The sequence below is a fragment of the Paenibacillus sp. EKM211P genome (assembly GCF_011066175.1).
Lineage (GTDB): Bacteria > Bacillota > Bacilli > Paenibacillales > Paenibacillaceae > Paenibacillus > Paenibacillus polymyxa.
The window spans coordinates 152919-176350 of the sequence record NZ_JAAMNS010000002.1 but is presented as its reverse complement, the minus strand read 5'-3'; the positions used below and the strand labels follow the sequence as shown (position 1 = coordinate 176350).

Annotated in this window: 15 protein-coding genes; 14 read left to right on the top strand and 1 reads right to left on the bottom strand. The window is 49.9% G+C overall.

Annotated features, from left to right (window positions below):
• Positions 1–52: 52 nt before the first annotated feature.
• The 9 genes from G9G57_RS03810 to G9G57_RS03770 all read left to right on the top strand — a co-directional run bounded on the left by G9G57_RS03810 (position 53) and on the right by G9G57_RS03770 (position 8126).
• A complete protein-coding gene (locus G9G57_RS03810) occupies positions 53–1399 on the top strand; it encodes a 2-hydroxycarboxylate transporter family protein (RefSeq protein WP_017428172.1) in 1347 nt (448 codons plus the stop codon).
• A gap of 62 nt (positions 1400–1461) precedes the next feature.
• Positions 1462–2658, top strand: a complete 1197-nt coding sequence (locus tag G9G57_RS03805; RefSeq protein ID WP_019688067.1) for an NAD(P)-dependent malic enzyme — start codon at positions 1462–1464, stop codon at positions 2656–2658.
• 185 nt (positions 2659–2843) lie between these two features.
• Complete coding sequence (locus tag G9G57_RS03800; protein WP_016821610.1) at positions 2844–3218, top strand: hypothetical protein; 375 nt, start codon at positions 2844–2846, stop codon at positions 3216–3218.
• A gap of 24 nt (positions 3219–3242) precedes the next feature.
• Positions 3243–3428, top strand: a complete 186-nt coding sequence (locus tag G9G57_RS03795; RefSeq protein WP_016821609.1) for a YfhD family protein — start codon at positions 3243–3245, stop codon at positions 3426–3428.
• 230 nt (positions 3429–3658) lie between these two features.
• Entirely contained in the window at positions 3659–4624 is a 966-nt protein-coding gene (gene prmA / locus G9G57_RS03790; protein WP_113049923.1) for a 50S ribosomal protein L11 methyltransferase, read from the top strand.
• A 2-nt stretch (positions 4625–4626) separates the two neighbouring features.
• Positions 4627–5319, top strand: coding sequence for a site-2 protease family protein (locus G9G57_RS03785; RefSeq protein ID WP_016821607.1), 693 nt, complete (start codon positions 4627–4629; stop codon positions 5317–5319).
• A gap of 159 nt (positions 5320–5478) precedes the next feature.
• A complete protein-coding gene (locus G9G57_RS03780; protein WP_044785369.1) occupies positions 5479–6243 on the top strand; it encodes a 16S rRNA (uracil(1498)-N(3))-methyltransferase in 765 nt (254 codons plus the stop codon).
• A gap of 1 nt (position 6244) precedes the next feature.
• On the top strand, positions 6245–7588 hold the full coding sequence (gene mtaB / locus G9G57_RS03775; protein WP_016821605.1) for a tRNA (N(6)-L-threonylcarbamoyladenosine(37)-C(2))-methylthiotransferase MtaB: 1344 nt from the start codon (positions 6245–6247) through the stop codon (positions 7586–7588).
• Between the two features lie 103 nt (positions 7589–7691).
• A complete protein-coding gene (locus G9G57_RS03770) occupies positions 7692–8126 on the top strand; it encodes an NUDIX hydrolase (RefSeq protein WP_016821604.1) in 435 nt (144 codons plus the stop codon).
• Here the strand turns inward: G9G57_RS03770 and G9G57_RS03765 are convergent.
• Positions 8116–9138 carry a Na/Pi cotransporter family protein gene (locus G9G57_RS03765; RefSeq protein WP_044785368.1) on the bottom strand — a complete coding sequence of 341 codons (1023 nt, stop codon included), beginning with the start codon at positions 9136–9138 and terminating at the stop codon, positions 8116–8118. The two genes, G9G57_RS03770 and G9G57_RS03765, sit on opposite strands and share 11 nt — an antisense overlap.
• 297 nt (positions 9139–9435) lie before the next feature.
• On the opposite strand from G9G57_RS03765, the gene G9G57_RS03760 reads away from it, so the two are divergent.
• The 5 genes from G9G57_RS03760 to G9G57_RS03740 all read left to right on the top strand — a co-directional run bounded on the left by G9G57_RS03760 (position 9436) and on the right by G9G57_RS03740 (position 23235).
• Positions 9436–10815: a class I SAM-dependent rRNA methyltransferase gene (locus tag G9G57_RS03760; RefSeq protein ID WP_153794752.1), complete on the top strand. Its 1380-nt coding sequence runs from the start codon at positions 9436–9438 to the stop codon at positions 10813–10815.
• Between the two features lie 241 nt (positions 10816–11056).
• Positions 11057–14623, top strand: a complete 3567-nt coding sequence (gene addB / locus G9G57_RS03755; RefSeq protein WP_164964490.1) for a helicase-exonuclease AddAB subunit AddB — start codon at positions 11057–11059, stop codon at positions 14621–14623.
• Complete coding sequence (gene addA / locus G9G57_RS03750) at positions 14620–18639, top strand: helicase-exonuclease AddAB subunit AddA (RefSeq protein WP_164964489.1); 4020 nt, start codon at positions 14620–14622, stop codon at positions 18637–18639. Before addB ends, addA begins: the two co-directional genes overlap by 4 nt.
• A 28-nt stretch (positions 18640–18667) precedes the next feature.
• Positions 18668–19852: an exonuclease SbcCD subunit D gene (locus G9G57_RS03745; RefSeq protein ID WP_164964488.1), complete on the top strand. Its 1185-nt coding sequence runs from the start codon at positions 18668–18670 to the stop codon at positions 19850–19852.
• Entirely contained in the window at positions 19849–23235 is a 3387-nt protein-coding gene (locus G9G57_RS03740) for an AAA family ATPase (RefSeq protein WP_164964487.1), read from the top strand. The genes G9G57_RS03745 and G9G57_RS03740 overlap by 4 nt, the downstream gene beginning before the upstream one ends.
• The last annotated feature ends 197 nt before the right edge of the window (positions 23236–23432 follow it).

Here is a 23432-nt window from a genome sequence, read left to right as displayed (position 1 = left end):
AGGTGTAGAATGGGAACATGATCATCATTCTTCACTTTATGGAGGGAGATTTATGGAAAATGCTACGAACCAGCCTGTCATGCAAAAGGGGCAAAGATGGAGTAAAAATACTGTAGATGGGTTTAGGATGCTGGGCAGGATAAAGGTGGGAGTTATTCCTCTTCCGCTATATGCCGTGATTGCGCTAATTGTTTATGCGGCTGCAATTACAGAAAGACTTCCGAACGATCTATTGGGCGGGTTTGCCGTCATCATGATTTTAGGTATACTGCTCAGTGATCTAGGGGCCAAACTTCCACTGCTCAAACATATAGGCGGGCCAGCCATTTTATCCCTTATGGTTCCATCGTTAATGGTATTTTGGAATATGTTCAGTCCATCTGCAATGGGGGCTGTGCACACGCTTATGAAAACCTCAAATTTCCTTTATTTTTACATCGCATGTCTAGTAACAGGAAGCATTCTTGGCATGGATCGCAAAATGCTGATGAATGGAATTGTCAAAATTTTTGCCCCCATTATCATAGGATCTATTGCTGCTGTTGCTGTCGGTATGGTGGTGGGTATGGCTTTTGGCTACAGTGCTTATCATACATTTTTTTTCATCATCATTCCGATTATTTCCGGTGGGATTGGAGAAGGTATTTTACCGTTGTCCATTTCGTATGGAATGGTACTGGGCAAGGATTCTGCGGAATTCGTATCCCAGTTTATCCCGGCTGCCATTATCGGTAACATTGTTGCAATTATAGGTGCAGGCGTCTTGAAGAGATTAGCGGAGAAAAAACCAAAAACTTCTGGTAACGGAAGGTTGTTAAAACTAGAAAAGGACGAAGACAAGTTAGCTCCGGTAAATTTGGGGCAATCCGTTTCTTTTCCATTAATGGGTGGTGGTCTGCTGTTGGCCTGTACTTTCTTTATTGTGGGTAAGCTGCTAGAGCCGTATCTCCATATTCCAGGGCCGATTCTCATGATTCTGGCGGCCGCATTAATAAAGTGTATTCAGATCATGCCGAACACATTGGAGCAGGGAGCTTTTCATTTGTACAAATGTATAACCGCTAGTTTGACGTGGCCCTTGATGGTGGGGTTAGGTATTTTGTATGTGCCATTAGATAGTGTAGTTGGGATTCTAACGGTTCCTTATGCGATCACCTGTGCATCTGTAGTGGTTGCATTGATTGTTACTGGATACTTCACAGGAAAATGGATTCATATGTATCCCGTAGAAGCTGCCTTGGTGACCAGTTGTCGCGGCGGATTGGGGGGCACGGGCGATGTAGCCATTCTGTCTGCATCCAATCGGATGGAACTGATGCCTTTTGCCCAAATTGCAACACGGATTGGTGGAGCAGGCACCGTCATTTTAGCAACCTTGTTACTACAATTATGGAGCTGATGAGTTTTAGACCAAGCTATAAAATTCATATCATATACAGTCATGAAAGGATGGAGAAATATATGGGCAGTTTAAGAGATGAAATCAGAGAATTACACGAAGGTGGCAAAATGGAGACCTTACCCAAGAAGCGAATTGAAACGATGGAGGGGTTGTCCAAAGTTTATACGCCAGGTGTGGCTCAAATTTGCATGGAAATTGCCAATGATCCAGCCAAAGCGTTTCAATTAACGATCAAAAAAAATACAGTAGCAGTCGTTTCAGATGGAACAGCGGTACTTGGATTAGGAGATATCGGGCCGGAGGCAGCTATGCCTGTGATGGAGGGGAAGGCAGTACTGTTCAAACAATTTGCAGGTGTCGACGCATTCCCAATCTGTCTCAATACGAAGGACCCTGATGAGATTGTTCAAATTGTCAAAATGATCGCTCCTGCCTTTGGCGGCATTAACTTGGAAGATATATCTTCACCACGCTGTTTTGAGATCGAGAGACGGTTGAAGCAGGAACTCGACATTCCAGTATTTCATGATGATCAGCATGGTACGGCAGTCGTGGTATTAGCGGGTTTGGTCAATGCATTAAAGGTATGCGGCAAAAAAATGGAAGATGTCAAAGTAGTTTTTGCCGGTATCGGTGCGGCGGGTATGGCTTGCTCGCGCATGCTGCTCAAGGCAGGAGTACGCAATCTGATTGGGGTCGATCGGCAAGGAGCCATTCACCGCGATGTGGAATACAGTAACCCGCATTGGACAGAGTATGCGAACATGACTAACCCGCATAATCTAAGTGGAAGCTTATCTGAGGTAATTGTGGGAGCTGATGTGTTCATCGGTGTGTCGGGTCCAGATATACTGACTGTGGAAGACATACAGAGCATGGCAACTGATCCTATAGTGTTCGCCATGGCGAATCCGAAGCCAGAAATTGATCCGGCAATAGCTTCACCTTATGTTCGTGTGCTTGCTACCGGTCGCTCCGATTTTCCTAATCAGATTAATAACGTGTTGTGCTTTCCGGGAATTTTCCGGGGCGCTCTGGATTGCCATGCGAAGACGATTAACGAGGAGATGAAACTGGCTGCCGGGCTTGCCATCGCTGATGCAATTTGCCCTGAGGAGCTAAGTGAAACTTATATCATACCGGATGTTTTTAATCCAAAGGTGGTGCAAAAGGTACGGGATGCTGTTATTCACGCAGCCTGGGAGACAGGAGTAGCCATGTCAGGTGAAGCTCCGGCTGCTACTTTACGTCCGTAAAAGTTATGTTCTTCACAAACTTTAGTTCACCGTCTTGCCCTGCTGTTCATGACAATGCAATGTCTGTATCCGTTAAGCTTTCGTGGAGAATATAAAGTCTTGCCAATGAGCAGGATATAACAAAGCGTAACGATCTATGTTCTCAAACACGAGTTGCGCTCAATACTACACAGGGAGATTTCGGGATGGGCGAAAAAAATATTTTGGCGTATTTCAAAAGTCCTGAGGAAGCACAGGGAGCCGCGAGAAAACTGGAAGCTCTCCGGGTAACGGATATGTCGATAGATCGTTTTAGCCGGTATCCGCGGCAGTCTACAGGCAACGCCGGATTGCCTGTGTTTTCGGGACAGATTAGCAGCTTGTCCTCACTCACACAGGGCGTGGATTTTACAGATGCTTCTCCAGCGATACTGGCTGCGGCTGATCCTGCTGCCAGTGGCATGAGTGATGGAGGACAAGGTGGACCGACAGGCCGCGATATTTTGTTGACTGCGGTGGTGGACGAATCCATTCATCATCAGGCGATGTCGATTGTGGAACAAGCGGGTGGAATGCTGTGACAAGTTTGGAAGGAGCAGTGACCGATGTCTAAAAACAAACGGTTCGATAAAGTGCTGACCAAAACCGAGAAAATCAAACGCATGCAATCTGCCAAAAACGAAGATGTTGAGTTCTCCGCAGAGCAGGCAGATGCTGAGGATCTGGAAGCGATCCGACGTAGTGAAGTAGCTGACCGCCGTCAGCAACGGATCATAAACGACAACGAGTAGAATACAATAAGACGGGTATCCCACCTATAAAGGTGATTTGTGGGATAGCCCGTCTTATTTATGTTTCTCCTTTGTTCTATTCATTAGTAGACTTATACCAGATGATAGCCGTAACAATAACTAGCATTATAATCTAATATTGTCTTTGTCATACTGGCTTTTTTGAACTCCTATGCGAGTATATAGTACAATGTAATGTATGCATGTGAAATGAGGAGGAAATGTAAACCATGTTGTGGAATGAAATTACAATACATACAAGTGAAGAAGCCGTCGAAATGATTTCGAATTTTCTGCACGAAGCAGGTGCGGGAGGGGTTTCCATTGAAGAATCCGGTTCGCTTAATAAGCCCCGGGACACGTCTTATGGACAATGGTACGATCGTCCTTTGAACGACATTCCTGAAGGACAAGCGATCATCAAGGGCTATTTTGCCGAAGAAGTAGACATGGACAGCGTGCGTGCACAAATTGAGCCGCGGGTTGAACAATTGAGAACTTTTGATATTGACCCTGGCGAGGTTCGGTATGAGCTGAAAACGGTCCACGAGGATGACTGGGCTAATGCCTGGAAGCAATATTTTAAGCCTTTACGTGTATCGGATCGTTTGACCATCAAACCGACTTGGGAAGAGTATGAGCCTGCGAGTGAAGATGAAAAAATTATTGAGCTTGATCCGGGTATGGCCTTCGGCACTGGAACACATCCGACGACGTCCCTTTGTCTGAGAACGCTGGAATCCGTGATTCAGGGTGGAGAAGAAGTGATTGATGTTGGTACGGGCTCCGGTATCTTAGCGATTGGAGCTGTAAAGCTGGGAGCAAAGCATGTACTTGCCTTGGATCTTGACCCGGTAGCGGTATCCAGTGCGCGTGAAAATACGCGTTTGAACGAACTGGAGGAGCGCATCACCATTAAAGAAAGCGATTTGCTCTCCGTGCTTAATGCAAGCGATCCAACGCTGGGTATTCAACTGCCAGTCAAGCTGGTGGTAGCTAATATTTTAGCCGAGATCATTTTGTTGTTCATTGATGATGTATATAATGCCCTACAGCCAGGCGGTATTTATATTGCATCAGGAATTTGGAAGAACAAAGAAGAGGCTGTCGAAACCGCATTGAAAGCAGCTGGCTTTGAGATTACCGAAATCAACCGGGATGAAGATTGGCTGGCGTTTGTGGCGAGAAAGAGGTAAGCATGGATTTTTTACAAAGTATTTTTCGTGTAAATTTAAATGTCCTTCCATTTTACTTGTTGGCTGTGATCATATCGTTTACGGTGCATGAATTTGCGCATGCGTATTATGCCAATAAATTTGGTGATCCTACGGCCAAGCTACTGGGGCGCGTGACTTTAAATCCGGCAGTGCATATTGATCTGCTGGGTACGCTGTTACTGTTGATCGGAGGCTTTGGTTGGGCCAAGCCAGTCCCGGTCAATCGTGACAATTTTAGCCGCCCGCGCCTTATGGGCATTATTGTATCGGCTGCTGGTCCGCTGAGCAATCTGCTGCTTGCATTTGTGACTACACTGATCTATGCTGTGCTTCTTCATTTTCAGGTATTGCCGGGAATGGAGAACCAGCGGGTGGCTCAGGCAATCTATTTGTTTATCAATGCGCTAATCAATTTAAATTTGTTTTTGTTTATCTTTAATCTGATCCCACTGCCTCCACTCGATGGCTACCGGATTGTGGAGGACGTGGCTCCGACTCCTGTGCGCCGCAAGCTTCAGCACTTTGAGCAATGGTCGATCTTTATTTTTCTGCTTATACTGGTAATTCCGCAAGTACGAGCTGTAACGATTGAACCTCTTTACACGCTGTCTCAGATGATTTATATACAGTTTTTACAGTTCTCTTTTTACATTACCGGATTGTTTGGAGCCTAAGGGCTCCTTTTTTTTACGAGAATTGGTATAACATAAACGGAAAAGGGAACAGACTGGTCATACAGGCGCAAAAGATGATATGATGGTGCTTGGTGATTTCATCGGATTTTGTACGGAACGTTAGTGGATAATAGTTATTTTTAGAATAGGTGTGAGAGAATGCAGCGTTATTTTATTCCGGCAAAGCAATTTCTAGAAGATCACGTAATTGTTACGGGTGAGGACGCGCGACATATCGCCAAAGTCATGCGAGGCCGTAGTGGTGACAAAATTATAGTCAGTGACGGGGTATCCAGGGAAGCGCTGGCTGCATTGGATACGATTGAGCAGGACCATGTGAAGGCGACGATTATCGAACCGCTGGAGATGACCTCTGAACCGCATGTTCAGATCACCATCGCGCAGAGTCTTCCTAAAGGGGACAAGATGGAGACGGTGATGCAAAAGTGCACAGAAATCGGAGCCACCGGGTTTGTACCGTTTTTATCCGAGCGTACGGTCGTACAGTATGATGCCAAAAAGGAAGGCAAGCGACTGGAGCGTTGGCGCAAGATTGTGAAGGAAGCGGCTGAGCAAAGCCATCGTAACCGGATTCCGGAAATTAGCGCACCCCTGACGTGGAAAGAACTTCTGGCTTCTTTTGCTGGGTATGATTTGATATGTTATTGTTATGAAAAAGAGCAGGGGCGGCAGCTACGGGATGTAATCCAGCCTTTCGCAGGACAATGGGTGTCCACAGACAAGCCGCGTGTGCTGGTGGTGGTGGGCCCGGAAGGCGGCTTTACTGAAGCGGAAAGCCTAGAGGCTGAGCAGGCCGGGGCACAGTCTACAGGACTGGGAAGACGTATTTTACGTGCGGAAACCGCAGGTATGGTTGCATTGGCATGCATTTTATATGAGACAGGAGAAATGGGAGGGGTTTAATATGCCATCAGTGGCATTTTACACATTAGGTTGTAAAGTAAACTTTTATGATACAGAAGCGATCTGGCAGCTGTTCAAAAAAGAAGGTTATGAGCAGGTGGATTTTGACGAGCAGACTGCTGATGTCTATTTAATTAATACATGTACGGTTACGAATACCGGTGATAAGAAGAGCCGTCAGATCATTCGTCGTGCGATTCGCCGAAATCCAGATGCCATTGTGGCAGTGACGGGCTGTTACGCTCAAACTTCTCCGGCCGAAATTATGGATATTCCAGGTGTTGATCTTGTTATTGGTACGCAGGATCGAGATAAGATTATTCCGTTTGTGAAGGAGATCCAAGAGTCGCGTCAACCTGTAAACGCTGTGCGTAATATAATGAAGACCCGTGTGTTTGAGGAAATGGATGTGCCTGATTTTGCTCATCATACCCGTGCGTTTCTAAAAATTCAGGATGGCTGCAATAACTTCTGCACCTTCTGCATTATCCCGTGGTCGCGGGGCTTATCCCGTAGCCGTGATGCCGCAAGCATTATTACACAGGCGCGTCAACTGGTGCACGCAGGCTACAAGGAAATCGTACTCACGGGTATCCATACTGGTGGTTATGGCGACGATATGGATAATTATGACCTGTCCGATCTGCTGTGGGACCTGGAGAAAGTGGAAGGGCTGGAACGTATCCGTATCAGCTCGATTGAAGCTAGTCAGATTGATGAAAAAATGCTGGATGTACTGAAACGCTCCAATAAGCTGGTTCGCCATTTCCACATACCGCTTCAAGCAGGGGACGATACCGTGCTGAAACGGATGCGCCGCAAGTACACGACAGAAGAGTTTTATAACAAAATGCTCATGATTCGTAAAGCGATGCCAGATGTAGCAATTACAACAGACGTAATTGTCGGCTTCCCTGGAGAAACGGACGAAATGTTCCGTAATGGCTATGAGCTGATGAAAAAAATCGGCTTCTCGGAAATGCACGTGTTTCCGTATTCCAAGCGTACTGGCACGCCTGCGGCACGTATGGAGGATCAGGTGGACGAGGACGTGAAAAATGCGCGTGTGCGTGACCTGATTGCATTGTCAGAGCAAATGCAGCTGGCATATGCTGAAAAGTTTGTTGGTCAGGTGCTGGAGGTTATTCCTGAAGTAGCCCCTAAAGGGACTGAAGATAGCGGTATACTTTATGGTTATAGTGACAATTACATTCAACTGGTGTTTGAAGGTAATAAGGATCTGGTTGGCAAGGTGTGCCGCGTGAAGCTGACGAAGGCGGGCGTTAATGAAAGTGAAGGCCAATTGGTCCGCGTATTGGAGAACGGGCTGCAAACAGCTTTGTAAAATAAAAAGAGCCTGAACAGGCAATAGCGATGGCCAACAAGGATTTCGCCTTTCCCTACAGAGAGGACGGAATCCTTGTTGCGCAAGGAAAGGAGATTACAGGATGGCAGCAAAAAAGGAAATTTCCGCAGGTGGCGTAGTGTTTCGCAAACAGGGGGAGCAGCTTGAAATTCAGCTGATCACCGACCGATATGGCAAGACATCTCTGGCTAAAGGCAAAATGGAGCCAGGTGAAACAATCGAACAAACTGCTCTACGTGAAATTCGTGAGGAAACAGGGCTGAACGGGCGGATTATTCAGCATGTGGATATGATTGCTTATACGTACCAGCACCCTGAATATGGGGAAGTGGACAAGGAAGTTCATTATTATCTCGTAGAGGCACTGGATGGGAATTTGCAGGCACAGATAGAAGAAATCAAAGGCGTCGCGTGGCATACGCCCGAAGAAGCATGGCGTCTCCAGCGTCAGGGTGGATATGACAACAATGATGTCATTCTGAGCAAGGCGCTGTCTATGCTAGGAATTAACGTTTAACCCTATGGGAAGACACTTGCTCCTCTATACGAGTCCATGCAGGTAAATAGCAGAGGGGCAAGGCAAGCAGAGAACTGATGACGTTAAACAGGGTTTGGGCATGCGCTACCTTGGCTCCGGGCTCAGTAGATATCCAAGAAGCGGCCATATCCAGCCCGGGGATTAACGGCATAAAGAGCAATGCCCCGCCTACGTTCAGCAGCACGTGGGACCAGGCCACAAATTTGCCGGACACGCTGCCGCCAACAGCGGCAATCAGGGCAGTCACGCAGGTGCCCACATTGGAGCCGATGACGATGGCGATCCCTACATCAACTGGCAAGGCACCCGCAGCAGCCAGGCTAATCGCCATACCAATGACAGCTGCGCTGCTGTGAACCAGTGCGGTTAGGCAGGCTCCAGCAGCGAAGGCCCACCACATGTTGGCTGCAGCATGATCAAGAAACCAGCGGAATAGTCCGGCTTGCTCAATCCAGGGGCCAACGGCTTGCATCACGCGGATACCTGCAAGAATCAGCGAAAATCCGGCAAAGACGAGGCTGATAAATTGTACAGCCTGTGGGCGGCTAAGCCCATTGGAGGTGGCTGAAGCTCCGGCAGCTGCATACTGACGGCCAGTGACCGTTTCCCCCCACAGAACAGCTGTGCCCCAGCATAGCAGTGATCCACATAGCAGTGGAGTAGCCAGCTTGCCGAGCTGGAGGCCCATCAGCTCGGTCGTCAGGCAGGTACCAATATTGGTACCAAGAATGATGCCGAGCGTGCGGCCGTAGGTCAACAGCCCGGCATTGACTAGTCCGATCGTCAGCACCGTTACGGCGGTGCTGCTTTGCAGTAGGGCGGTAATGCCTGAGCTAAACAACATACCCCGCCAAGGGGAAACCGTAGCCCGGTTTAGCCAGCGAGTAAGGAAGGGGCCGGCCAAATGCCGGAGGGCAGCTTCCATCAGCTTCATTCCACCTAAAAAAATAAGCAGCCCACCGCACAGCGGCAATATAACATGTATAAACACGGCTTTAGCCCCCCCTTTTCTAGGCGAAAATGAGAATACTTATGTAACAGCCTATGATCTACCTAGGACAGCCATGACAAGCATGGCCGAGCAGTTTTTTATGGAACGAACATTTTGTAGTATCTTCACAAGCTTTTAAAGCGTGACGTCGATATATAGGCGGGCAGTAGCGAAGCGGTTCATTTGAAGCTGGAGAAGCGCCAGCGATCGTAAGACCAAATGAATCGGTGGAGCCGCGCCCCTATCGAACAAAATGTTTTAACACTTTGAGTAATCCAAGAATAGGAGTGAAGGATTTTGCCTTCAGTAATATTAGAGCGTAGCCGTAAAAAAAGGCTGGAGCAAGCACACCCTTGGGTGTTTAAAAATGAAATAGCCAAGATTGAGGGTGATCCAGAAGCTGGTGACTTGGTCAGCATCCTGAACCATCAGGGGCGTTATTTGGCGACAGGTTACTATAATCCTGCTTCACAAATTACAGTGCGTGTGATGTCCTATGAGCCGCTAGAAGTGATGGACCAAAGCTTCTTTGCCCAACGTTTCCGCAATTGCTTGGAGCACCGCGAACGCTTTGTGACCGGAGGAAACGCTTATCGTTTGGTGTACGGCGAGGCTGATTTTTTGCCTGGGCTGATTGTAGACCGTTTTGGTGATGTATTGGTCGTTCAGCTGTTAACGCTTGGCATGGATCGGCGCAGGGAAGAAATCAGAGATGCACTTGTTGAAGTAATGGGGCCAGTTGGTATATATGAGCGTAGTGATGTATCCATCCGTGAGCTGGAAGGGTTGGAACAGACGAAGGGTTCTTTGTACGGCGATTGCCCGCGCCATGTGGTGGTGACGGAAAATGGCTTACAAATCAAGGTCGATATCGAAGAGGGACAAAAGACGGGGTATTTCTTTGACCAGCGTGAAAATCGTGCGGCCATCGCGCCGTTGATGACAGGTTGGGGAGCGCGTAGCGGAATTACGTTGCAAGAAGTAGCTGCAAACCCAGGGGATGACGGCACAACGGTCATAAAGCCTGTGAATAAAAGTGGTAAGGTTGTTGAATTCCCATTCTGGGACGGTGCAACTGTATTGGAATGTTTTTCACATACAGGTAGCTTTACGCTCAATGCGTGTAAACATGGTGCGAAAAAAGTAACTTGTCTTGATATTTCTGAACATGCGATTGAAAGTGCTCGGGATAATGTGAAGCTGAACGGTTTTGAGGATCGCGTCGAGTTTGTCGTCGACGATGCTTTTCAATATTTACGTAATCAGGTTAAAGGTGTAGAGGAACGCACCGCGCGAGCGGGCGGTAAAGGAGATACATCTAAGCCGCTGACTGCGGGTGGCGGACGTACCTTTGACGTAGTTATTCTGGATCCGCCGGCTTTTGCCAAAACGAAGAGTGCTGTCAAAGGAGCTACACGTGGATATAAAGATATCAACCTTCACGGAATGAAGCTCGTCAATGAGGGCGGTTATTTGGTAACGGCGAGTTGTTCGTTCCATATGCGGCCGGAGCTGTTTTTGGACACGATTAAGGAAGCGGCTGCAGATGCCGGCAAAATCCTCCGACTGGTAGATTGGAGAGCGGCAGGGAAGGACCATCCCCAAATTTTAGGTGTGGAGGAAGGTCATTATTTGAAATTTGCCATCTTTGAGGTGCGCAGCCGGACACAGCTGTAGATTTCATACCCTTGTCAAAGTTAATCTACTATTAGGCGATAAAGATAAATAGGTGAAAACAAACTCATTTTTAGTATAAATCAGTCCTGTAGAGAAGGCTTACACCAAGCCATCCTGCGGGACTCTTTGTTTTTGAGAAGAGCCCAATTGCTACAACATGGCAAACGTACGTTCTTTTCTCCTTTGCCTGATATGCTATACTGTTTAATAGAATGTTGTTGGTTAGAAAGGAGGCGGCATCATGTCGGTCCGCTTATTGATTGGCCGCTCTGGTAGTGGTAAAAGCACGTTAATCCGTAATGAAATGACCTCTATGTTACGCGAGGAGCCGCTAGGTAAGCCTATGCTGTTACTTGTGCCTGAGCAATCGTCATTTGCTTCAGAGCATGCGTTGCTCACCGAAGTCGGAAACGGTATTCAGGGATCGGTGCGCGCCCAAGTGATGGGATTCCATCGTCTTGCCTATTTAGTCATGCAGGAAACAGGGGGTTCAGCACTGGTGCCTGTAACAGAAGAAGGCAAGAAGATGCTTTTATATAAAATTATTCGTCGTCGCAAGGATGAACTGAGTTTATTTAAAGATTCAGGAGACCAACTCGGTTTTGTGGATCGGTTGAATACGTTGTTCACAGAGCTAAAGCAGTACGGAAATGATGCTCGGTCTGTACCGGAGCAACTGGATAGAATGCATGCTGCGGGGGAGTCCACTCCGATATTAAGAGGCAAGCTCAAGGATATCAGTCTAATCTATGAGGATTTTGAACGGGAGCTGACGCTTAAATATATCGATGGTGAAGATACGCTTCGCATGCTGACAGAACAGATTGCACAGTCTTCCCTCGTGCGCGGAGCAGACATTTGGATGGATGGCTACCGGAGGTTTACACCACATGAATACAAGGTGGTGGAGCAGCTTATGCTGCACGCCTCCTCGCTGACAGTGGCGCTTACCTGTAACCGCAGCTACGATAGCGGACAGCTTCCACATGAGCTGGATTTGTTTCATCCTTCAGCGGCTACCTACGTCAAGCTTAAAGGAATGGCAGAGGAGCTGATGATTGAAACGCAGACACAGTTATTACGCCCCGATCCGATGCCTAGGTTTAAGGAACGTCCAGCGTTGGCGTATTTGGAGGCTAATTTCGAACATCGCACAGGGCTGCGGAATCAGGAACAGCGGCTGCGGCTACAGCAGCTACGAGAGCAATGGGCAGGTACAGAACCTAAGGGTATAAAACTGCATGCTGCGGCAAATCGTCGTGCCGAGCTGGAAGGAGCCGTACGCGAAATGCGCCGCCTGGCCCGCGATGAAGGTGCACGTTATCGGGAAATGGCCCTGTTTGTGCGTCATATTGAAGATTATGAGCCATGGGTGGAACCGATATTCAAGCAATATGAAGTTCCGGTATTTTTGGATCAGCGGAGAAGTATACTTCATCATCCCTTGGTGGAATTGATTCGGGCTTCACTGGATATCGTGCAGCGACGCTGGCGATACGAGGATGTATTTCGTGCGGTCAAAACAGACCTTCTATTGCCGCTGGACGGTCGAGTGAGCCGCGAGCAGATGGACCGTCTGGAAAACTATGTGCTGGCCTGCGGCATACAAGGTAGCCGTTGGACAGATGGCCGGGCATGGCAGGCTGTGCCCAGTTTGTCGCTGGAGCTGGAGGAACAGGAACGGAACCGTCAACGGGATGAAACGCTGGATTTGATGGAGTTGTGCCGAGATGTGATTGTGACGCCTTTGCATGCGTTTGAGAAGCGTATAGGTAAGGCACGAACGGCGCTTGAGAAGAGCGAAGCCGTATATCTGTTGCTGGAGGATGCAGAAATCGGTCACAAGCTGGACGCCTTCATTCATCAGGCAGAAGAAGCTGGAAATCCCGAGCAGGCGAAGGAGCACCGTCAGGTATGGGAGGCGGTGCTTGAACTGCTGGATCAAATCGTCGAAATGATGGGTGATGAGAGACTGGATACTGCTTTGTTTGCGGGAGTGCTGGAAACGGGATTAGCTGAGTTCCGTATGGGGCTTGTTCCGCCGGCTCTGGATCAGGTACTGTTCGGAAACACGGACCGTACACGTGTATCCGCTATTCAACATGCCTTTGTGATAGGTATGAACGAAGGAGTAATGCCGGCTGTGTTCCATGAGGATGGGGTGCTCAATGAGCAGGAACGTACGGCATTAAATGAACAAGGCGTAGAGCTGGCGCCAGATATGACAAGACGTCTGTTGGACGAACGGTTTCTCGCTTATACAGCCCTGACCTCTGCTGGTAAAAGCCTGTGGATGAGCTATGCAGTGACTGATGAAGAAGGCAAGTCATTGCTGCCGTCAGAGTTAGTGCGACATGTGCGGCAACTGTTTCCTGGCCTGAACGAACGTCCACTGGCTGGATACCCTCTGCCTGAAGACGCTTGGACGACGCAATGGGAGTATGCTTCCCATCCGTCTGAGGCATTGCCGCAGCTCATTGCGCAATTACGGCATTGGCGGCGTGGCGGTGATATTTTATCTCCCTGGTGGGAGGTATATAACTGGTATGCCAGCCAGCAGGGAGGTGAGAAGGACAAGTTGCGTCAGCTGTTGACCTCACTTTTTTACGAGAATCATGCCGAAATGCAGAAGGAAACGAGCCGCCGTCTGTATGGCAGCAAGCTGCGTACCAGTGTATCTCGGATGGAACGTTTTGTCGCATGTCCATTTTCTCACTTTGCCTCTCATGGTCTTCGTTTGAAGGAACGTCAAATGTATCGTCTGAAGGCTCCGGATATCGGACAATTATTCCATGCAGCGCTTGGTGAGATGGCGATCAATCTGCGTGAACGTAATGTCAGTTGGGGAAGCCTCACTACCGAGGAATGTCGCCAAGAGGCGGAAAGTACGGTGGAGCGTCTTGCTCCTCGCCTGCAAGGCGAGATTTTAATGAGCTCCAAGCGGTATGGCTATATTTTGCGCAAGTTAAAAGACATTGTGAGCCGTGCTTCATTAATTTTGGGTGAACATGCACGGAGAGGTAGCTTTGAGCCGATTGGGCTGGAGTTGGACTTCGGACCGGGTCAGCCGCTTCCTCCCTTAAGCTTCCGGTTAGATAACGGCGTGGTGATGGAAATTGTCGGACGAATTGATCGTGTGGATGTGGCAGAAGGAGAAAAAGGATTGCTTTTGCGTGTCATCGATTACAAGTCTAGCCAAAAGGATCTTAAGCTGCATGAGGTGTATTATGGCTTGTCTTTGCAAATGCTCACCTACCTGGACGTGCTGCTGAATGCGGCGGAGGAATGGTTGGGCGAGACTGCTTATCCGGCGGGTACACTGTATTTTCACGTCCACAATCCGATGCTGCAATCGCCTAACGGTCTTAGCGCAGAACAGGCGCGTCAGGAGCTCTTGAAACGTTTTAAGATGAAGGGATTATTGCTCGCGGACCGGGATGTAGTTGGGCAAATGGATACAGCATTGGACAAAGGATATTCCTCTATTTTACCTGTTGCAGTGAAAGCAGACGGCAGTTTTTATAGCAGTGCTTCCGTTGCTTCGCCTGAACAGTGGGATAGCCTGTTAGCGTCGGTGCGCAACAATATTCGGACGATTGGCACACGGATGACGGAAGGCGATGTTGCCATTGAACCTTATCGCATCCAGCAAGAAACGGCATGTACCTTCTGTTCTTTTAAGCCTGTTTGTCAATTTGACGACAGTCTGGAAGGCAGTGGTTACAACCAATGGGGGAAACCGGGTAAGGATCAGGTCTGGGATCTGCTGAGTCATACACAGGAAGGGAAAGGAGGAATGAAGCAATGATAAGCACGTCAAATGCTAAAGGCTTGCCGAAGCCGGAAGGAAGCATGTGGAGCGATGATCAGTGGCGTGCCATTTCGCAATCCGGTAACAACATGCTGGTTGCGGCAGCGGCGGGGTCTGGTAAAACAGCGGTGCTCGTAGAGCGTATTATTCGCAAAATTGTTGATCCTCAGCTCGGCTTCAGTGTAGATCGGTTACTGGTGGCGACCTTTACGAAGGCTGCAGCCGCAGAAATGCGTCAACGGATACGCGAAGCGCTGGAACGTGTGCTGGAACAGGAACCGGAAAGTGAACATGTACGTCGCCAGCTATCGTTGTTGAATCGAGCCTCGATTACGACGCTTCATTCTTTTTGTATGGAGGTCATCCGCAGGCATTATCAGGCCATTCCTCTTGATCCCGGCTTTCGGATTATGAATGAGCATGAAACAGAATTGCTGCGCCAAGAGCTTTTAGAAGAACTGTTTGAGGAGAAATATGAGCTTCATGATGAAGGCAGCACATTCCGCAGACTGGTCGACTGGTTTAGTGGAGAACGCACCGATGATGCCATGTATGTGCTTGTTCAGCGTTTGTATGATTTTTCTCAAAGTCATCCTTGGCCGGAGCATTGGCTGCGCGAGACGGCAGCAGCATTTCGTGTACAGGATGTAGCAGCTTTGGGGGAGACTCCCTGGGTTCGTAGTATTTTGACGGATGCTGCCCTTTCGTTGCGCGGAGCAACGAGTTTGCTGGAACAGGCGCATGAAACAGCTATGCAGCCTGGCGGTCCTGCACCCTATGCCATGACATTGCAAGAGGATACGGCGATGGTGAAGGAATTACTGCAAGAGCTCGAGACACAGCCGTGGGCATCCTTGTATGATCAATTTCAAGCAGCATCCTTTGGCAAGCTCAAGCCAGTTAAAAAAGATCAAACCGAGCCTGCATTGCAGGAACGGGTTAAGACGCTGCGCGAGGCTGCCAAAAAAATGATTACAGATATGAAGGCTTCCCTGTTCGGTCGGAGAGCAGAAGCTTATTTGGAGGAACTGCATGCGACCGCTCCTCTGATGGACGAACTGGTGGAGACTGTGATTGCTTTCGGGGAACGATTTCAACAGCACAAGCAGTCAAAAGGACTGGTGGATTTCGGGGATTTGGAGCATTATTGTTTGAAAATATTAAGACACCCCGAATCTACTCCGTACAAGCTGTTACCTTCCGATGCTGCACTTGAATACAAGGCGCAGTTCGACGAGGTACTGCTGGATGAGTATCAAGATACGAATACCGTACAGGAAGATATCGTTAGACTGGTATCGCGCGAGGAACCGGGTAACCGTTTTATGGTGGGAGACGTGAAACAGAGTATTTATCGGTTTCGGCTGGCAGAGCCAGGGCTGTTTTTGAATAAGTATCAACGGTACGGTATACAGGAGCAGGAAGATGGCTTTTTGATTGATCTGGCGCGTAATTTCCGCAGTCGAGAGGAAGTTGTCGATGCGGTTAATTTGGTGTTCCGCCAGATTATGAGTGTGGATGTGGCGGAAATTGAGTACGATGAGCGAGCCTGGCTCGTACATGGCGCGTCCTATCCCGAAAAGACAGAGCAGGACGCTACATCTGCATACGCACCTGAGCTGCTGTTAGTTGATAAAGGCGGGCGTGGTCTTTCTGAGGTTTCGGAGTTGTCTGAAACGGGGGACGAATCGGCTTTACAGGAAAGTGAGCTGGCCGAGCTTGCGGAGCTTGAAACGGCTCAGTTGGAGGCTCGTGCAATCGCTCAACGGATTAAGGAGCTGACTGGAGATACTGGACAGCCACTGTTGATTTATGACAGGGGATTAAAAGCGATGCGTCCAGCAGTCTACGGTGATATTGTCATATTGCTTCGTTCAGCAAGCGTATGGGCTCCCTTAATTGTGGAAGAATTGCGGCTTGAGGGCATCCCAGCCTCTGGAGAGCAGACGACAGGCTTTTTTAAAGCAACGGAAGTTGAGGTAATGTTGTCCCTGCTGCACATTATTGATAATCCGCAGCAGGACATCCCGCTTGCATCCGTGCTTCGTTCGCCAATTGTCGGCTTGACCGAAGATGAACTGGCACAAATTCGTCTAGAGAAGCCGGATGGAATGTTTTATGATGCATTGCTGGCGGCGGCACAGACTGAACAAGTTGAGGAGAGTTTAAAAGAGACCTCTGCTGATGTTATGGAGATGGATCTTTTCACTGAGGACCCGCTATCTTCACCTGACCCAGTCCATAGGAATGACGGGAATACGTTGTCTACCCGACTACGTTCATTTTTGCGTAATTTGGACGCATGGCGGCAGGAAGCCAGACAAGGCAGCTTAAGTGTATTGATTTGGAATGTGCTGGAGGAAACAGGATATCTGGATTGGGTGGGTGGACTCCCTGGCGGCTCACAGCGTCAAAGCAACCTACGGGCTTTATATGACCGAGCGAGACAGTATGAGACTTCTACGTCCAACCGAGGCTTGTTTCGATTCCTAACCTTTATTTCCCGTCTGCGGGAGCGAGGCGGTGATTTAGGATCCATCAGCGGGGGGACTGAACCAGATCAAGCTGTCCGCATTATGACCATTCATAAAAGTAAAGGACTTGAATTTCCTGTCGTGTTTATTGCCGGGACGGCAAAAATGTTCAATCAGCAGGATCTGAATGCGCCGTTTCTTATGCACAAGGAGTTGGGATTTGGTCCTAAATATGTGGAGGAACAAAACCGCGTTAGCTACCCTACGCTGCCTAATTTAGCGATTCGTCGACGCTCACAGCTGGAGCTTTTGGCTGAAGAAATGCGTGTGCTATACGTAGCGCTTACGCGTCCGCGTGAAAAGCTGATTATGACCGGAACCGTGAAGGATCTCGCTTCCCGCGCAGCAGGTTGGGCACGTGCCAAGGAACATGCGGAAACAGTACTGCCAGACTATATGCTGGCGGCAGGTCGCAGCTATCTGGACTGGGTAGGTCCTGCATTGATTCGGCATCCTTCTGCAACTTCGCTGAGGGAAGCGGCAGGGGATCAGGAGGGGTACTATCACAGACTGGAACACATGCCCGGGGCAGACTGGTTATTTAAAATCGTAGCCTCAGAAACACTTTCTGGCTCTCGTGTGAACTCGGATCGTGGAGAAGAGGTATCGGCCGAAGAACGCCAAAAGAAAACAGAAGCACTGAGAAATGTTGAGCTAATCGAATTAGACGAAGAAAGTGAAACGGATATTGCTGCGGCTCTTTCCTGGACCTACCCGTATGAACGGGCGGGCAAGACAGCAGCCAATACATCGGTCACAGAGATGAAAAGATGGCTGGAGATGCAGGAGATAGGATCTGATGATTGGCTGAATCTATCTTCTATCTCCCAACAAGCAGACTTACCAGAGGATCGCGAAGATTCTGACACTAGGGGCAGTCAATTACACTTGCGCAGACCTAAGTTTATGGGGAATCAGCGACTGACTCCTACAGAACGAGGGACGGTCTATCATACGTTGATGCTGCATGTGCCCCTAGATGGAGTCATGAGCGCTGAGGTTATTGAGGAAACCAAAGCTCGTTTGCTGAATCAACGTATCTTACTGGATGTTCATGCAAAGGCGCTGGATACGAATAAAATATTACGGTTTTTCTCTAGTGAGCTAGGGGAGAGAATGCTGGGTTCATCCCGTATTCAGCGTGAGCTTCCGTTTACTTATACCATGCGGGCAACCGATTACTGGAACCACAGTTTACCTGCGGTGTTGCCAGAACAGAAGACAGTTACGGAAAGCGGGCAGGACGATAAAGTGCTGATGAACGGGATCATTGACTGTTTGTTTGAAACTCCCGAAGGGCTTGTGCTGCTGGATTATAAAACAGACCGGATAACCGAATATCGTACGCTGTCACATTTAACAGACCAATATCGTTTTCAATTGGAGCTGTATGCCCGTGTGATTGAAGAGATTACAGGCAAAAAGGTTGCTGAGAAATGGTTGTATTTTATAGAAGCTGGAGAGAGTGTACAGCTGTAGTGATATAGATAGGGAGAGGGGGAATAGCATGCGGATTTTGCATACAGGGGATTGGCATTTGGGTCGCACGTTGGAAGGTCGAAGCCGTCTGAAGGAGCAGGAGGCGTTTTTGGAAGAATTGGTGAAAATGGCTGACGACCAGCAGGCTGATTTGATTATGATGGCTGGGGATGTGTACGACTCAGTCAATCCTTCGGCCGCCGCAGAGCAATTGTTTTATGAAGCATCTGCTCGTCTTACGGCTGGAGGAAGACCGCTAGTCGTCATTGCCGGCAATCATGATCAGCCGGAAAGAGTATCCTCGGTCACCCCGCTGGTGAGCGGGCGTGGAATTACATTGCTGGGACTGCCTCATGGGGAAGCAGTGCGTGTCCATACACCGCGAACGGGCGAAATGGCATGTATTGCGGCCTTGCCATATCCGTCTGAGTCTCGTCTGAATGAGCTATTGTCTGAAGACGGGGATGAAACCATATTACGCGAGGCATATAGCCGTCGTGTAGGGATGCTGATGTCACAGCTGGGTACAGCGTTTCGGCCCGATACTGTTAATTTGTCGATGAGCCATATATATGTGCTTGGCGGGCTGGAGTCGGATTCGGAACGTCCGATTCAGGTCGGGGGAGCCTATACCGTAGATCCGTCTGCTTTGAGCATTGGAGCGCAGTATACGGCTCTGGGGCATTTGCATCGTCCCCAATATGTGAAGGGCGATGGACTGATGCGTTATAGTGGTTCTCCGCTGGCTTATAGCTTTTCCGAAGCTGGACAAGCCAAATCAGTTACGTTAATTGACGTGATTGCCGGCAAGCCAGCACAGGTTGAGGAACTGTATATTACCAGTGGACGCCCATTAGTGAGGTGGCGAGCACGGGGAGGTCTGGAGGAAGTATATCGCTGGCTGGATGAAGGACTGGATGCTGATGCCTTTATTGACCTGGAAATTACGCTGGATGAAGCGATGTCAATGGGAGATATTCAACGGTTGCGCAAAAGCCGTGAAGGCATCATTCATATTCGCCCCGTGTACCCAGAAATGGCTGCGGCACAGTTGGAACAGCAACGTTCAGAACTGCCGGTTCATGAGCTGTTCCGGGCGTTTTACCAACGACATACGGGCGGAGCACAGCCGGATGAAGGATTAGTACAGTTGTTTCTAGAATTGGTAGAACAGGATGATACAAGAGACCACGCTGAGGAGGATGAGGTATGAAGCCGATCCTTCTGAAACTGGCGGGATTGCAAAGCTACCGGGAGTCGCAGGAAATTCGCTTTGACGATTTGACCGAAACGGGGCTGTTCGGAATTTTTGGTCCAACGGGTAGTGGTAAATCAACATTGCTGGATGCCATTACGTTGGCCATGTACGGTAAAGTAGAGCGGGCGGTGAATGGTACACAAGGCATCATGAATCATGCCGAGGATACGCTGTCTGTAGCATTTACATTTGAATTAATGTCAGCTCAAGGACCTCGCCGTTACCGTGTAGAACGACGTTTCAAACGTGCAGGAGGCGTATCGGTTAATAATACGCTTAGCCGTTTTATTGCATATACAGAAGACGGCGAGGAAGTACTTGCTGACAAAGTACAGGATGTGACACGCTGTGTGGAGGAGTACATCGGCCTGAAAATGGACGATTTTACGCGCGCTGTCGTATTGCCGCAGGGGAAGTTTGCGGAATTTTTATCCTTAAAGGGCAGTGAACGTAGACAGATGCTTCAGCGTTTGTTCCATCTGGAGAAGTACGGAGATCAACTTGCTCAGAAGCTGAGCCGTCGTGTGAAGGATAACGACATCGCCTTGAAGTCGTTGGAAGCGGAGCAGCAAGGGCTGGGGGATGCGAGTGCTGAAGCGCTTGAGCTTGTAAAGCTGCGCCTCCAAGAAGCGATTGACCATGCAGAGGCTTCACGCCGCGAACTAGAGCGTGTTTCACGGGAAGCGGAGGCGCTGAACAAAACACGGGAACTGGTCATCGAGCTTAGCCAAAGAGTGAGTGAGCTGGAGGATATGGCAAGACAGGAACCAGGCATTGCTTTGCTGGAGCGCAAGCTGCGACAAGCATCTGCAGCGGAGGCGTTGCTGCCTGCACTGACAGATTGGAAGGAAGCCGTTGCCGAAGCAGAAAAACGGCAAAAGAATGCTGAACAAATGGCAGTCCTGGCTACCTCCGCAGCGGAGGCGGCGCTTGTATCTGTGCAAGCAGATGAGCAGGCGCGGCAAGCACTCAGTGCCGAAGAACCAAAGCTATTGCTTCGGATCGACCAACTGGAGCAGGCGCTTCAACTGGAACGTGATACGGAGGTGCTGCGGACCGAAAGAGAACGTTTGGCAGCCGAATTGGTGCATAGCGAACAAACCCTTGCGGAGCATGCTGCAGGTCTCGCAAAGGAACAAGAGTTACAGACACGAGGTTTAAAGCGGCAGCAGGAGCTTCAGCAGGAGTTGAAGCAAAATGAAGTGCGGGCAGATGAGCGGCGTATGCTGCAAGAGGCTGTGCAGCGGCTACAACAGCTGGAGACAGCGCATGAGCAATGGAGTGAAGCTGAACAGGAGTATTTAGCTCAGGAGAAACGGCTTGCACTAGCAGACGAACGTCTAAAGCTAATGGAGCAGGAGACACAGGAGACCGAGACACGACGTTCTGTCCTTGCTGCACAGGCGGCTGAAGGCATCGAGGCATTGCTGGCGCTAGAGGCGGAAATTACAGCCGACGTGTCGGCACTGGCTGCCGAGGAGGAGCAACTGCGTCACGAGCTCCGTGCCGAGGAGCTAGCGCGTCTCGCGCAACATCTCGCTACCGAGCTGCGCGAAGGAGAGCCATGCGCAGTGTGTGGCTCTCTGCATCATCCCGCGCCTGCCGCTGTTGCGGCCCATGGCGCGGATTCCGCTGCGCCGGATGAGCTGCACCGCCTGCGGCTCGGCTTGCAGGAGCTGCGTCTCACACTGCGCCAGCAGTTGCACGAGCAGCGCAGCCTGTTGGCGCAGCCCGCCGCAGACAGCGGCGCTGCCGCCACGGGCGAGCCTTTTACGCCTGCGGCTGCTGTGCCTCGTGGTGTCGCCGTATGGGCGGAGCGCTGTGCAGCGCTGGAGCGTACAGCGGCTGAGCTGGCAGCGCGTGCGCATACGCTGCCTGCCGAGGCACAGGCACTGAGTGAGGCGGACGCCGCCGGACAGCAGCGGCGTATCCGTGCAGCCGCCGAGCAGGAAGCGGCGGTTGCAGCCCTGGCGCAGGCGCGGAGCAAGCGTGAGGCATGTACCACGCGCAGCGAGGGGCTGCGCGCCGAATGGGCAGCGCAGCTGCCGGATGTCGGCCCCGACCAAGCTGCGGAGCGTTATCGCGCCATGCAGGAGCGCGACCGGCGTGCGGAGGAGCTGCGATCTCGACTGGAGACGAGCGTGACTTTCCTCGAAGAAAAGGCAGCGCGTGTACAGCAGATACAGCAAAGCATCATCGAGGAGGACAAAATCATTATTGCCCGTCGTACAGGGCTGCAAAGTAAAGATGATTTGCTGCGTGAAAAGCAAGAACAGCTCCGAAAGTGGGTTGGAGAAGGCCAAGCAGCCTCATTGCTGGAAGAAGCGACCTCACGCTTGTTGGGACTGAAAAACGGAGCCGAAGCCGCTGCCCGCCGCCGTACCGAAGCGGAAGAACGCAAGCAGCAGGCTGTTCATGCTTCACTGATAGCGCGGCAGGCCTCCGACTCGGCAGAAGAAAGACGGCAGACGGCAGCATCCCGTTGGGGCATCCGTCTGGAAGCTTCCTCTTTTGCTACGGAAGCAGAGGTCTTGGAATGCTGCTTGGGACCGGAAGAAGCCACACGCTATGAGCGTGAAGTGAATTTGCACCGAGAACGGGAGAAGGAGCTGTCTTCCCGCTTAAAACATGTCGAAGAGCAGTTGAATGGAGCAACAGTAACAGAGGAACAGTGGGAAACGACCACTGCGAGGCTGCGTGATTGCCGTGCACGCGACGAAGAGGCGCTTCAGAATCGCGCCAAGGCTGAACGTGATTTAGAGGACTTGCAGCGTCGGCACGTCCGCTGGATGGAGCTGGAGTCCAATCGTTTACATCTGCGTAGCGAGGCGGAAAAAATGTCCAAGCTCCAGTCTGTTTTTCGAGGCAATGCCTTCGTTGAATATATTGCCGAAGAGCAGCTCATGCAGGTCAGCCAATCCGCTTCACGCCGCCTGCGTTTTCTGACTAAGCAGCGTTATGCGCTAGAAGTAGATTCCAGCGGTGGTTTTGTCATTAGTGATGATGCCAACGGTGGGGTCAAACGTCCGGTATCGACCTTGTCCGGCGGCGAAACGTTCCTGACCTCTTTGTCGCTTGCGCTTGCGCTGTCGGCTCAAATTCAATTGCGGGGCCAATACCCTCTACAATTTTTCTTTCTGGATGAAGGATTTGGAACGTTGGACCCCGAACTGCTTGACACAGTGATTACCTCGCTAGAAAAGCTGCATCACGATCAATTATCTGTTGGTGTGATTAGCCATGTGCCTGAATTGCGGGCCCGGCTCCCACGCAAGCTGGTTGTTCTTCCCGCAGAGCAGGCTGGTGGAGGCTCTCGTGTAGTTATGGAAACATTTTGAAACAATGTGATACGGATCACAGATACAGTTTCAAACTGTTGTTATAATACAGCTAAGCCGACAAGTTAATCATACAGCACCCCGGCGGACGTATGCTGCGGAAGAAGTCTTCCCGTCATACGTCCGTTCAGAGGGGCTCTGCCAAGAGCTCCCGGGGTGCTTCTTTTTTTTTTGTAGCCGGAATTCGCCCAATTTGA